The organism is Bradyrhizobium genosp. SA-3 (genome assembly GCF_004212635.1).
Taxonomy (GTDB): Bacteria; Pseudomonadota; Alphaproteobacteria; order Rhizobiales; family Xanthobacteraceae; genus Bradyrhizobium.
The window spans coordinates 1-12780 of sequence record NZ_PSRT01000194.1 but is presented as its reverse complement, the minus strand read 5'-3'; the positions used below and the strand labels follow the sequence as shown (position 1 = coordinate 12780).

Annotated in this window: 12 protein-coding genes and 1 pseudogene; 11 read left to right on the top strand and 2 right to left on the bottom strand. The window is 65.2% G+C overall.

What is annotated here, in order from left to right; translation table 11 throughout:
• Both CWO91_RS38675 and CWO91_RS38670 read right to left on the bottom strand, forming a co-directional pair.
• A partial coding sequence (locus CWO91_RS38675; RefSeq protein WP_245471511.1) for an FGGY family carbohydrate kinase occupies positions 1–629 on the bottom strand: 629 nt, incomplete at its 3' end.
• A 13-nt stretch (positions 630–642) separates the two neighbouring features.
• On the bottom strand, positions 643–1566 hold the full coding sequence (locus tag CWO91_RS38670) for a LysR family transcriptional regulator (RefSeq protein WP_130220638.1): 924 nt from the start codon (positions 1564–1566) through the stop codon (positions 643–645).
• Positions 1567–1674: 108 nt separating this feature from the next.
• Here CWO91_RS38670 and CWO91_RS38665 point away from each other — a divergent pair, with 108 nt between their 5' ends.
• The 11 genes and pseudogenes from CWO91_RS38665 (at position 1675) to CWO91_RS38615 (ending at position 12546) form a co-directional block, all read left to right on the top strand.
• A complete protein-coding gene (locus CWO91_RS38665) occupies positions 1675–1998 on the top strand; it encodes a Dabb family protein (protein WP_130220637.1) in 324 nt (107 codons plus the stop codon).
• A pseudogene (locus CWO91_RS38660) lies at positions 1995–3073 on the top strand (maleylacetate reductase). The gene CWO91_RS38665 and the pseudogene CWO91_RS38660 overlap by 4 nt, the downstream one beginning before the upstream one ends.
• A gap of 4 nt (positions 3074–3077) precedes the next feature.
• Entirely contained in the window at positions 3078–4445 is a 1368-nt protein-coding gene (locus CWO91_RS38655; protein ID WP_130220636.1) for an amidohydrolase family protein, read from the top strand.
• Positions 4446–4466: 21 nt separating this feature from the next.
• The gene (locus tag CWO91_RS38650; RefSeq protein ID WP_130220635.1) at positions 4467–5369 is read left to right on the top strand and encodes an NAD(P)-dependent oxidoreductase; all 903 of its coding nucleotides are present in this window, start codon (positions 4467–4469) and stop codon (positions 5367–5369) included.
• Positions 5370–5384: 15 nt separating this feature from the next.
• The gene (locus CWO91_RS38645; protein ID WP_130220634.1) at positions 5385–6269 is read left to right on the top strand and encodes an intradiol ring-cleavage dioxygenase; all 885 of its coding nucleotides are present in this window, start codon (positions 5385–5387) and stop codon (positions 6267–6269) included.
• A gap of 61 nt (positions 6270–6330) precedes the next feature.
• Positions 6331–7725 carry an FAD-linked oxidase C-terminal domain-containing protein gene (locus CWO91_RS38640; RefSeq protein ID WP_130220633.1) on the top strand — a complete coding sequence of 465 codons (1395 nt, stop codon included), beginning with the start codon at positions 6331–6333 and terminating at the stop codon, positions 7723–7725.
• Entirely contained in the window at positions 7722–9248 is a 1527-nt protein-coding gene (locus tag CWO91_RS38635) for a sugar ABC transporter ATP-binding protein (protein WP_130220632.1), read from the top strand. Before CWO91_RS38640 ends, CWO91_RS38635 begins: the two co-directional genes overlap by 4 nt.
• Positions 9241–10191 carry an ABC transporter permease gene (locus CWO91_RS38630; protein ID WP_130220631.1) on the top strand — a complete coding sequence of 317 codons (951 nt, stop codon included), beginning with the start codon at positions 9241–9243 and terminating at the stop codon, positions 10189–10191. The genes CWO91_RS38635 and CWO91_RS38630 overlap by 8 nt, the downstream gene beginning before the upstream one ends.
• The gene (locus tag CWO91_RS38625; RefSeq protein ID WP_130220630.1) at positions 10188–11165 is read left to right on the top strand and encodes an ABC transporter permease; all 978 of its coding nucleotides are present in this window, start codon (positions 10188–10190) and stop codon (positions 11163–11165) included. Before CWO91_RS38630 ends, CWO91_RS38625 begins: the two co-directional genes overlap by 4 nt.
• 42 nt (positions 11166–11207) lie before the next feature.
• Complete coding sequence (locus tag CWO91_RS38620; protein ID WP_165406008.1) at positions 11208–12182, top strand: sugar ABC transporter substrate-binding protein; 975 nt, start codon at positions 11208–11210, stop codon at positions 12180–12182.
• Between the two features lie 76 nt (positions 12183–12258).
• Positions 12259–12546 (top strand): YciI family protein, encoded by a 288-nt coding sequence (locus CWO91_RS38615; protein WP_130220628.1) that lies wholly within the window; start codon positions 12259–12261, stop codon positions 12544–12546.
• Positions 12547–12780: the final 234 nt, after the last annotated feature.

Below are 12780 nucleotides of genomic sequence, written 5' to 3'. Positions count from 1 at the left end.
GGCGCGCATCCCTCGACCAGCCGTGGCATGTGATCGCGCGACAAGCCGGTCGCCGCCAGCGCCGCGTCCGACCAGTCCCGGCGCGCGGCGTCGAGCCACAGCGATCCCGATGCATCGGAGACGTCCTCGATGGCCTCGCCGCTCAGCACCAGGCGCAAATAGGCCTTTGGAAGCAGAACGATCTTGGTCGCCGCAAAGATGTCGGGCTCGTGCGTCGCGATCCAGAGCAGCTTCGGCGCGGTGAATCCCGGCATCGCTTTGTTGCCCGACGTCGCACGCAAGGCGGGCCAGCGCTGCTCCAGGACACGGCACTCAGCGGCCGAGCGCCCGTCGTTCCAGAGGATGCAGGGGCGCAAGGGCCTTAAGCTCGCATCGAGCAGCGTGGCACCGTGCATCTGGCCGGACAGCCCGATGCCTTCGACCGCCGCCAGCTCGCCGGCGTGCGATGCCTTCAGAGCATCCAGCGTGGCAAAGGTCGCATCGATCCACTGCGCGGGATCCTGCTCGTAATAGCCCGATTGCGGCGAGACGGTCGCGAGCGGCCGGCTCTCGCTCGCAATCACGCGCTGCGCACCATCGACGAGAACGGTCTTGACCGCCGAGGTGCCGAGATCGATGCCGAGATACATGAATGCTTCCCGCTCACGTCGCCGTGTCGATCCAGATTCCCGGCTCCGAATGCTCGCGGATGTAGCTGACCAAGAAGTCGGAGAACACCCGGATCTTGGCCGGCAGCCCGGCGCGGTTCTGATAGGCGATGTTCATGGTGAGCAGCGGCAGCTCCCAGTCCATCAGGACGGGGACGAGCCGGCCCGCGGCGATATCGCTTTGGACGATGTAGAGCGGCTGGATGAGGATGCCGAGACCTGCCAATGCCGCACCGCGAATGACCTGACCGTCATTGCTGTCGAGCGTCGGCGTGATGCGGACGGTCTGCGCGCCATGGCCCTTGCGCAGGCGCAGCGAATAGGGATCATTGGCGAGATTGTAGACCAGCATGTTGTGACGCGCGAGATCGGCGGGCTGTTCCGGCGCGCCGCAGCTTGCGAGATAGGACGGTGCCGCCGCGAGCACGCGACGCATCTGGCCGATGCGGCGGACGATGATGTTCGAATCCGGCTCCTGCTCGCGCGTGCGGATCGCCACGTCGATGCCGGCCTCGATGAAATCCGGGTAGCGGTTGGCGGTGGTGATCTGCATGTTGAGCTTCGGATAGCGCGCGCGGAAGGCCGGCAGCATCGGCGCCAGATAGATCACCGCAAAGGACAGCGAGCTCGTGACGCGCAGCGTGCCCTGCGGCGACAGCGCGCGATCGCTGACGATGTCCTCGGCCTCGGCCAGTTCGTTCAAGACCCGGCTGGAACGCTCCAACAGCTCTTGCCCCGCCTCCGTCAGCCACAGGCGGCGGGTGTTGCGCTCGATCAGCCGGACGGCGAGCCGCTCCTCGAGCGCACTGAGATGGCGGCTCGCGGCCGCGTTCGACATGCGCAGCGCTTCGGCCGCCTTGGACAGGCTGCCGAGCTCGGCCGTCTTGGAAAACACCTCCAATTGCGCCAGGCGGTCCATTTTTCCACTTTTAGGAAAAGAGAGTTACGATTATTGATCTTTATTTCCGCCTCCCGCAAGCCAAAATGGCCTCAACACAAGCAAGATAGCAGGCGAGGAAGCAGGGAAATGTCGGGCCCGATCAGGCACATCGTGATGTGGCGGCTGCGCGGGGAGACCCCTGCGGAGCGATCCGCCGCCCGGATCAAGGTCAAGACCCTGTTCGAGGGGCTCAAGGGCCGCATCGACGGCCTCACCCATATCGAGGTCGGCATGGATGTCAGCGCTGTCGATTACGCCTGCGATGTCGTTTTGTTCTCCGAGTTCACCGACCAGGCTGCGCTTTCCGCCTATGCCAACCACCCCGAACATCTGCGCGTCCGCGATGCACTTGGCGACTTGCGGATCGGGCGCTTCCAGGTCGATTATCCCATCAAAGAGACCGGCGCATGATCGGTTCGTTCACCTTTGAAAACCTGCCCTGCCGTGTCGTGTTCGGCAGCGGAACGCTTGCCTCCGCCAAGGCTGAAGTCGAGCGGCTCGGCGGCGAGCGCGCGCTGGTGCTGACGACGCCGCAGCAGGAGGCGCAGGGCAAGAGTCTCGGTGCGGCGCTCGGGCCGCTCTATGCGGGCCTATTTTCCGACGCCACCATGCATACCCCGATCGAAGTGACGGAGCGCGCGCTCGCTGTCATGAAGGCGTGCGAGGCCGACTGCGTCGTCTCGCTCGGCGGCGGCTCGACCACGGGCCTTGGCAAGGCGCTCGCCTTGCGCACCGGCGTCAACCAGCTCTGCATCCCCACCACCTATGCCGGCTCGGAGATGACACCGATCGTCGGCCAGACCGAGAACGGCCTGAAGACCACGGTGCGCGATGCCGCCGTACTGCCGGAGACCGTGATCTACGATGTCGACCTGACCCTGACGCTGCCGGCGAGCTTAGCTGCGACATCAGGCATCAATGCGATCGCACATGCGGTGGAAGCGCTCTACGCGCGCGATACCAATCCCGTGACATCGCTGATGGCGGAGGAAGGCATCCGCGCGCTGGCCCGCGCCCTGCCCGCGATCGCTGTCAAAAGCGACGACCGCGAGGCGCGCACCGAGGCGCTCTATGGCGCCTGGCTGTGCGGTGTCTGCCTCGGCACCGTCGGCATGGCGCTGCATCACAAGCTCTGCCACACGCTCGGCGGCACTTTTGATCTGCCGCATGCCGAAACGCACACCATCGTGCTGCCGCATGCGTTAGCCTACAATGCACCGGCGGTGCAGATGCGATGGCGCGCATCGCGCGCGCGATTGGCGCGGCCGATGCCTCCCAAGGACTGTACGACCTTGCGAAGCGGCTGGGTGCAAAGCTTGCGCTGCGCGACGTCGGCATGCCCGAGAGCGGCATCGACAAGGCGGCCGATCTCGCCGTCACCAACACCTACTGGAATCCGCGTCCGCTCGAGCGGAGCGCCATCCGCGGCCTGATCGCGCGCGCTTGGGCCGGCGAGCCGCCGGGCGCAGTCAAAGCGGCGGCTTGATGCGATGCGGCGCACGCTGATCAAATCCGCCACCGTCATCAGCATGGATGACGCGATCGGCGATCTCAGCACCGGCGACGTGCTGATCGAAGGCAACCGCATCGCTGATGTACGCCCATTGATCAACCTCGGCAACGGCGAGGCAGAGATCATTGACGGCACGGGACGCATCGTTATCCCCGGCCTGATCAACGCACATATGCACACCTGGCAGACGGGCTTACGCGGCTATGCCGCGAACTGGACGCTGCTGGAATATTTCCGCCGCATGCATGCGGGCCTCGCGACTGTGTTCAGGCCCGACGACATCCACATCGCGACGCTGGTCGGCGCGCTGAACCAGATCAACTGCGGCACGACGACACTCGTCGACTGGTGCCACAACAATCCGACGCCAGATCACACCGACGCTGCGGTTCGCGGCCTGATCGAGAGCGGCATCCGCGCCGCCTTCTTCCATGGCTCGCCGAAACCGGAGCCGAAACCGGGCGAGCCGCATTTCTCCGAGATTCCGCATCCGCGCCGCGAGGTCGAGCGGCTGCTCGCGGGCCCCCTCGCCGACCGCGACGGACTCGTCACGCTCGGGCTCGCCATTCTCGGCCCGCACTACTCGACGCTCGACGTCGCCATGCACGACTTCCGCCTTGCGCGGGAGCTCAAGCTGATCGCCTCCATGCATCAGGGCGGCGGTCCCGCCAAGACGCCTGGTGGCTGGGAGAAGCTGATCGAGGCCGGGCTCGTCGGCGCCGGCATCAACATCGTCCATGGCAATGATCTGCCCGACGAGCTGCTGGACCGAATGGTCGATCTCGGAGTGTCCTTCTCGGTGACGCCGGAGAACGAGATGATCCAGGGTCACGGCTTTCCGATCACGGGACGCCTCCTGAAGCGCGGCGTGCACCCGACCATCGGCATTGACCTGGAGTCCGTGCTGGCCGGCGATCTCTTCTCCGCTGCTCGTGTCGCACTGTCGATGCAGCGGGCGCTCGACAATGCGGAGACGCGCAAGGCCAGCGGCACCATCCCGGCAACGACCACGATTCCGGTGCGCGAGGCGCTGCGCTGGATCACGACCGAAGGCGCCCGCATGCTCGGCCGCGAGAACCAGATCGGCTCGCTGACGCCGGGCAAGCTCGCCGACCTCGTCATCATCAACGCCACCGATCTCAACCTCTTCCCGGTGCACGATCCCGTCGCGACCGTGGTGATGCAGACGAGCCTCGCCAACATCGAGGCCGTCATGATCGGCGGCGCCTGGAAGAAGCGGAACGGGCGACTGCTGGCCGAAGCGCTCGAGGGCAAAAAAGAACTGCTGGCGCAATCCGGCCGGCGGCTGGTGCAGGACATCGAACGACAAGGACGCGCCGCCTGAAGGCGCCAATGGACAAGAACAATGAGTGATGCTTCAAGGAATGTCGCTTTCATCGGGATCGGCAAGATGGGCCTGCCGATGTCGGTGCTCGTCGCCAAGGCCGGTTACGCCATCACCGCGTTCGATCAAAGCGCGGCGCGGATCAACGAGGCACGCGCGCAAGGCATTGCGATTGCCGCTACGCCAGCCGAGGCCGTGAGCGGCAAGTCCGCAGTCGTCACCTCCCTGCCCGACGATGCCGCCTTGCGCGGCGCGCTGCTCGGTCCTGCCGGCCTCATCGCCGCGATGACGCCCGGAGCTGTTCTCATCGAGACCAGCACCGTGAGTGTCGAGGCTTCTACCGAGGTTGCGGCCGCCGCGCAGGCGCGCGGCATTGCCTATCTTCGCTCGCCGGTCTCCGGCAATGCCAGCATCGTGCACACGGGCGCGCTGACCTGCTTCGTTTCGGGGCCGAAGGATGCCTTCGAAAGCGCAAAGCCGCTGTTCGCCGCCTTCACCCGTGCCCAGACCTATCTCGGACCGGCCGAGGAAGCACGCTACGCAAAACTCTCGGTCAACCTGATGATCGCGGTGTCCGCGGCCATGATGGCGGAGAGCCTGGCGCTGGCGCGCAAGGGCGGCATCGCCTGGCAGGATATCTTGAAAGTGCTCGACGACAGTGCAGTGGCTTCGCCGATGGTGAAGTACAAGACCGCGCCGCTGCGCCACCGCGATTTCGCGTCCACTTTCTCCTGCAAGCAGATGGCCAAGGATCTCGACCTCATCCTCGGCGCCGGCCACGCCGTTGGCGTGCCGCTGCAGCTCGCGGCGCAAGTGCGCGAAACTTATGGCTCGCTGGTCGCGCAGGGCGACGGCGAGACCGACTTCATTGCGACCGTCAAGCATCTCGAACGGCTGTCCGGCCTCGGCGAGCCGAAGCTGTGATCAACGGAGGCACACATGCGTAACTTCAACGAGAACACGATCACGGACGCGGTGCTGGAGCGGATCGCGGGCGCGACCGATCCGCGCATCAAGCAAATCAGCGAGGCGCTGGTCCGTCACCTTCATGCCTTCGTCCGCGAGGTGCGGCCGACCCAGAAGGAATGGGAATACGGCATCGACTTCCTGACCCGCACCGGGCACATGTGCGACGACAAGCGCCAGGAGTTCATCCTGCTGTCGGATACGCTCGGCGTCTCCATGCTGGTCGACGCGATCAACCATCCGGTGCCGGAGGGCGCGACCGAGACCACGGTGCTCGGGCCGTTCTTCGTCCAGGCTGCGCCGGAGAAGGACAGCGGCGCCGATATCTCGGGTCCGATGGAAGGCGACCCCATGCTCGTGACCGGTTCGGTCTCGACCGTTGACGGAAAGCCGCTTGCAGGCGCCGTGGTCGACGTCTGGCATTCCGACGACGACGGCTATTACGACGTGCAGCAGCTCGACGCCATCGGCGATCTCACGATGCGTGCCCGCTTCCACACCGACCAGAACGGCCGCTTCCATTTCTGGTCGATCAAGCCGGCCGCCTATCCGATCCCGCATGACGGCCCGGTGGGCGAGATGCTGGAGGTCCAGGGCCGCCATCCCTGGCGTCCCGCCCATGTGCACTTCATGATCTCGTCGCCCGGTTTCGAGAAGCTCGTAACGCACGTGTTCGTCGCCGGCGACCAGTATCTCGACAGCGACGTGGTGTTCGGCGTCAAAGACAGCCTGATCCGCGAGTTCGTCCGCCACCCTGCCGGCCGTGCGCCGGATGGTCGCATGGTGGACAGCGCATATTTTCATCTCAACTATGATTTCGGCCTGAAGCAGGTTGCGAGCAACGCGCAAGCCGCCTAATCCGAACGACAACGCAGCGGACCGACAAAGAGTCCGTCATCGGGGCAGAGAGGGAGCAAGGATGGGACCGCGGGTCAGCACGGCAGTATTGGCCGATCGCCTCACCGGCATGATCGGCCCGCGCGCCAGCGTCGCGCGCGGCGTGCTCGATCAGCACGGGCAGAGCGAGTCGCATTACCGCAATCTGCCGCCCGACATCGTCGTCTTCCCTGAAACAACGCAGGAGGTCGCCGAGATCGTGAAACTCTGCGCGAGCGCGGGGATGCCGATCGTCCCGTTCGGCGCCGGCACCTCACTCGAAGGCAACGCGGCCGCGGTCGCTGGCGGCGTCTGCTTCGATTTCGCGCGCATGAACAAGGTGCTTGCCGTGCACGACAGCGACATGGATGTCGTGGTGCAGCCCGGCATCACGCGAAAACAGCTCAATGCGGAGCTGCGGGCGACCGGCCTGTTCTTTCCGATTGACCCGGGCGCGGACGCCTCGATCGGCGGCATGACCTCCACGCGCGCTTCCGGCACCATGGCGGTGCGCTACGGCACCATGAAGGACAATGTCATGGCGCTGGAGGTGGTGCTCGCGGACGGGCGTATGATCCGCACCGCCAAGCGCGCGCGCAAGTCGGCCGCCGGTTATGATTTGACGCGCATGTTCGTCGGCGCCGAAGGCACGCTTGGCGTCATCACCGAGATCACGCTGAAGGTACATCCCGTGCCGCAGGCGATCTCGGCCGCGGTGTGCAGCTTCGATAGCCTGCACAACGCCGTCGATACCGCGATCTCCGTGATCCAGTCCGCAATCCCCGTTGCGCGCATCGAGTTGCTCGACGACGTCATGATGCGCGGCATCAATGCCTACGCAAAGCTCGGCTATCGCGAGGCCCCGACCTTGTTCTTCGAATTCCATGGCTCCGAGGCCTCCGTCGCCGAGCAGGCCGAGGCCGCGCAGGCGATCGCGGCCGACCATGGCGGCCACGGCTTTGCCTGGGCCAAGGCGCCGGAAGACCGCAGCCGGCTCTGGCACGCCCGCGACAACACGCTCTATGCGGGCCTGGGCCTACGACCCGGTGCGCGCGCGGTGATCACGGATGTCTGCGTGCCGATCTCGCGGCTGGCGGAATGCCTGACCGAGACGCGGCGCGACGCGGACGAGCACGGTTTCACCGCGCCGATCGTCGGCCATGTCGGCGACGGCAATTTCCACATGCTGATCCTGATCGACCCGGCAAAGCCCGAGGAAGCCGAAGGCGCCAAGGCGCTCCAGGCCCGCATGGTTGCGCGGGCCATCGCCATGGACGGCACCTGCACCGGCGAGCATGGCATCGGGCTTGGTAAGATCGATTATCTCACCGCTGAGCTCGGCGAGGCCGTCGACGTGATGCGGCAGGTCAAGACCGCACTCGACCCGAACGGTCTCATGAATCCCGGAAAGATCTTTGCCAGCGGAGCGCAGGCATGAGCAGCGCAGCATTGGCCGTTGAACCCTCTCCGCCGACACCGCTCTTGGAGCTGCGCGGCATCAGCAAGGAATTTCCAGGCGTAAAGGCGCTGGATGACGTGTCCTTCGCCGTCTACCCCGGCGAGGTCCATATGCTGCTGGGCGAGAACGGCGCCGGCAAGTCGAGCCTGATGAAGGTGCTGTGTGGCGCCTACCGCGCCGATGCCGGCGAATTCTTCTACAAGGGCGAGAAGGTCGAGATCAGCTCGACCGCGGATGCGCAGAAGCTCGGCATTGCCGTGATCTTCCAGGAATTCTCGCTGGTCCCCTATCTCGATATCGCCCAGAACATCTTCCTCGGCCGCGAGCCGAAGGGCCGCATTCCCGGCACGATCGACCGCCGCAAGATCCTGGCTGACGCTCGTCGTGTCCTCAGCACCATCGGTTTCGACATCGATCCCTCCACCAGCGTCGACAAGTTAGGGGTGGCACAGCAGCAGATGGTCGAGATCGCCAAGGCGATCAGCCAGAACGCCCGCATCCTCGTGATGGACGAGCCGACCGCCGCGCTGTCGGACCGTGAGACCGAGCTGCTGTTCGCGCTGATCGCGCGGCTGAAGGCCGATGGCGTCTCGATCGTCTACATTTCGCACCGCATGGCCGAAGTGTTCGCGCTCGGCGACCGCATCACGGTGTTGCGCGACGGCCGCCGCATCGACGGCGTTCGTCCCGCCGACGTGACGCCGGACCAGCTCGTCCGCATGATGGTCGGCCGCAACGTCGACATGACCTATCCGCGCAACTTTGCCGATAGGCCCGGCGAGGTGCTGCTCGAGGTCAAGGGCCTGACGGCGCCGACCGGCATCTCCGACATCAACATCGAGGTGCGCCGGGGCGAGATCGTCGGCCTGTGCGGCCTCGTCGGCTCTGGCCGCAGCGAGGTTGCGCGCGCCATCTTTGGCGCCGATCCGGTGACAGCAGGCGAGATCGTCTTCGACGGCAAGATCATCTCCGGCGAGCCCGACCTTGCCGCCCGCCGCGGCATCGCGCTGATCCCGGAGAGCCGCAAGAGCGAGGGCCTCGCGCTGCTGCGATCAGTCAGCGACAATCTGGTGGTGTCGGCGCTGCGAAAGTTGTTCCCGAGCGGTCTGTTCGACCAGCGCAGTGCGCAACGCACCTCTGATGGATTGATCCGGCAATTGAGGATCGCGACACCGGGTGCGCGGCAGACCGTCGGCCTGCTCTCGGGCGGCAACCAGCAGAAGGTCGTGATCGGCAAGTGGCTGGCGGCCGGCTCGAAGCTGTTTATCTTCGACGAGCCGACGCGCGGCATCGACATCGGCGCCAAGTCGGAGATTTTTGCGTTGATCGACCGACTGGTGGCCGAAGGCGCAGCGGCCCTCATGATCTCGTCCGAACAGGTCGAGATCTGCCATGTCTGCGATCGCGCCTACGTGATGCGCGAGGGGCGCATCGCCGGGCACCTGACACGCGACGAACTGACCGAGGAGAACATCGTGCGACTGGGGATGCATCATGCGTGAAGCCGCGGTCGTCTCGCAACCCAATCCGCTGCAACGCATTCCCGGCGTTGCCATGGTGCTGGTGCTGCTGATCGCGCTGTTCAGCGCGATCGCGCCCGGCTTCCTGTCGGTCGCCAATCTCTCCAACGTGCTGGTGCAATCGACCATCCTGACCATGCTCGCATTGCCGATGACACTGATCATCATGACGGAGGGGCTGGATCTGTCGATGGGCGCGGTGCTGACGCTGACCTCGCTCTGCGTCGCGATCGTGTCGCTCGCGACGAAATCGATGTTGCTGGGTTTAGGTGCCGGCCTGCTGGTCGGCGCCGCCTTCGGTATCGCCAATGGCTGGCTGGTCGCGATCCTGGGCATCCCGCCGTTCGTCGCGACCCTGGGCACGCTCGGCATGGCGCAAGGACTGTCGCTGATCGTCAGCGACGGCCAGAGCGTGGTCGGCATTCCCCACAGCGTGCGCGACATCTACTCGGCGACGCTTCTCGGTGTACCCGTTCCGATCGTGATGGCGCTGGTGACCTATGCGGCCTTTCACGGCCTGCTCTATCACACCCGCTTCGGCACCTATATCTTCGCGCTCGGCGGCAATCGCGAGGCGCTACGCTATGCCGGCCTCTCGCCCAACCGCCTCCTGATCGTGGTCTACGCCATCGGTGGCGCCATGGCCGGCATCGCCGGCCTCTTGATGACCGCGCGGATGAATTCCGGCCATCCCACCGCCGGGCTCGGCCTCGAATTCGATGCCATCGCGGCCGTCGCCGTCGGCGGCACATCATTCGAGCGCGGCAATGGCTGGCTGCTCGGCACCGTGCTTGGCGTGATCGCGGTCGGTGTCTTGCGCAACGGGCTGAACCTGATCTCGCTGCCGTCCTCGGTGCAGGTCGCAAGCGTCGGCGTGCTCGTCATCGTCGCCTTGTTCCTCGATGGCCTCAGGAGCCGCGCATGACCGACATCACCAAAGACGCCATCGCGCCGCCTCGCTCGTTCCTGTCGCAGGACGCGATCCAGGTCTTCTATCGCCTGCTCGCGGCACTGCTGATCTGCGCGGTGCTGGCCGTACTCAGCGATTCCTTCCTGAGCCTCGGCAACATCCTCAACGTGCTGAGGCAGGCGAGCCTGACCTTCTTCATCGCCTCTGGCCTGACGCTGGTGGTCTTGACCGCCGGCCTCGACCTCTCCGTCGGCGCCAATGTCGCGCTGTCGGCCTGTATCGCCGGAACGGTGATCCACAAGACCGGCTCGCCGGCGCTCGGCATCCTCACCGGGCTTGCCTGCGGCGGCATCGTTGGCCTCCTCAACGGCATCATGGTCACCGCGCTCCGCATCCCCTCCTTCATCGCCACCTATGGCATGCTCTGGGTGCTGAACGGCCTCACCTATTGGTACATGGCGGGCGAGACCCTTCACGGCTTCCCGGCCGGCTTCCGCCAGATCGGCAGCGGCTATCTGTTCGGCCTGCCGATCCCGGTCTATCTGCTGCTGGTGTTCCTCGGAATCGGGACGCTGTTCGCGCAACGGACGATCTGGGGCCAGGAGATCTATGCCATCGGCGCCAATCCGGTCGCAGCGCGGCTGTCAGGCATTCCTGTCGCGCGCCGCCTGCTGCTGGTCTACGCCGTCTCCGGCACCATGGCGGGGCTTGCCTCGATCATCTTCCTGTCGCGCCTCAATTCGGCCGAGGCCGATATCGGCGAAAGCCTGACGCTGCCGGCGATCGCGGCCGTGCTGATTGGCGGCACCTCGCTGTTCGGCGGCGTCGGCACCGTGTTCGGCACCTTCATTGGCGCGCTGATCCTGACCTTGGTGCTGAACGGCATGAACCTCTTGTCGGTCAGCGCCAACTGGCAGCCGCTGGTGACAGGCATCATCGTCATTCTCGCGGTCTGGCTCGACATGAAGACCCGCCGCCGCGCGCAATGAGCTTTTAGAAATCCAACAAGCAAAATGAGGGATGGAGGCTACATGAAACTGAAACTTGGCTATCTGACGCTGCCGCTGCTGATGGCGGCTGCGTTCACCACGGGGGCGCGCGCCGACGGCGAGACCATCGCCGTCTTCACCAAGAACCAGACCAACCCGTTCTTCCAGACGGTGCGGGTCGGCGCCGACAACATGGCGAAGACGCTGAACGCGAAGACGCTGCAGTACATCCCGACCAAACCCGACAGCATCCCCGAGCAGCTCAGCCAGATCGAGGACGTCGTCGTGAAGAAGCCGAGCGCGATCGTCTTCACGCCGGTCGACTACAAGGCCATGGTGCCGGGGGTCGAGAAGATCAACGAAGCCAAAATCCCCGTCGTCAACATCACCGACCGTTCGGCGGGCGGCAAGTTCCTCTCCTTCGTCGGTGCCGACGATTACAGCCTTGGGCGCGAGACCGCGCGCTACCTGCTCAAGACGCTGGGCGGCAAGGGCAACATCGTCATCATCGAGGGCGTCAAGGGCTCGCTGACCAATGTCGACCGCGTCCGCGGCTTCAACGCTGCGCTGAAGGAGGCTCCGGGCGCCAAGCTCCTGGCCTCGCAGCCCGGCAATTACCAGCGGCTGCAGGCGCTCCAGGTGATGGAGAACCTGATGCAGTCGAATTCGCAGATCGACGGCGTGCTCGCCGCCAACGACGCCATGGCGGTCGGCGCGATCGAGGCGCTCGACGGCGCGAACCGCAAAGCCCAGGTGATCGGCATCAACGGCACCAAGGAAGCGATCGACGCGATCAAATCCGGCAAGCTGCTCGCGAGTGGCGACTACAACGGATTTGCTCAAGGCTGCCTCGGCACCATGATGGCGATCCGCTCCTTGCGCAACCAGCCCGTCATCAGCGAGATCGTGCTGAAGCCGACCGTCATCACCAAGGACAATTTTGGGCCGTTCGACGTGCCGTTGGAGCAGCGGACCTGCCCGACCTTCGAGGAAGCGGACAAGCTCGGCGCCAAGTAGACTAACCCATCACGTCAAGTCCGGACGGCCGCCGCCGCGGCCGTCCCAAGAACTGAAGCAAGAAACGGAGACCACCATGCTGTTCGCCATTCACGCCGTCGACCGCACCGGCGCGCTGCCGACCCGGCTTGCCAATTACGACGCCCACAAGGCTTTCCTGAGCGACACATCACGCTTCGGCGTCAAGATCGTGATGTCGGGGCCGCTCGTCTCCGACGAGGGTGCGACCATGATCGGCAGCCTGTTCCTGATCGAGGCACCCGGCCGCACTGAGGTCGAAGCCTTCAATCGCGCCGATCCCTTTGCCGCCGCCGGCATCTGGGAAAAGGTCACGATCACGGGCTTCCTGCGCCGGCAGGGTTGAGGCCGGCCCAATCACAAACGCGAAAACAACCCCATGCACAGTAGAACGGGGTTGTTTTTGCATACAAATTTCCGTCGCGTCGAGCGCGCTTTAGCTCGTCGATCGCAAAGCGCAATGGCTTCAGGTGAATCGATTCCGGGGCGGCTCGTTCACCTCTCCCGCTCGCGGGAGAGGTCGGCGCGCAGCGCCGGGTGAGGGCTTTCTCCTCTAGGGGACTGTCCCATTGCGGAGACA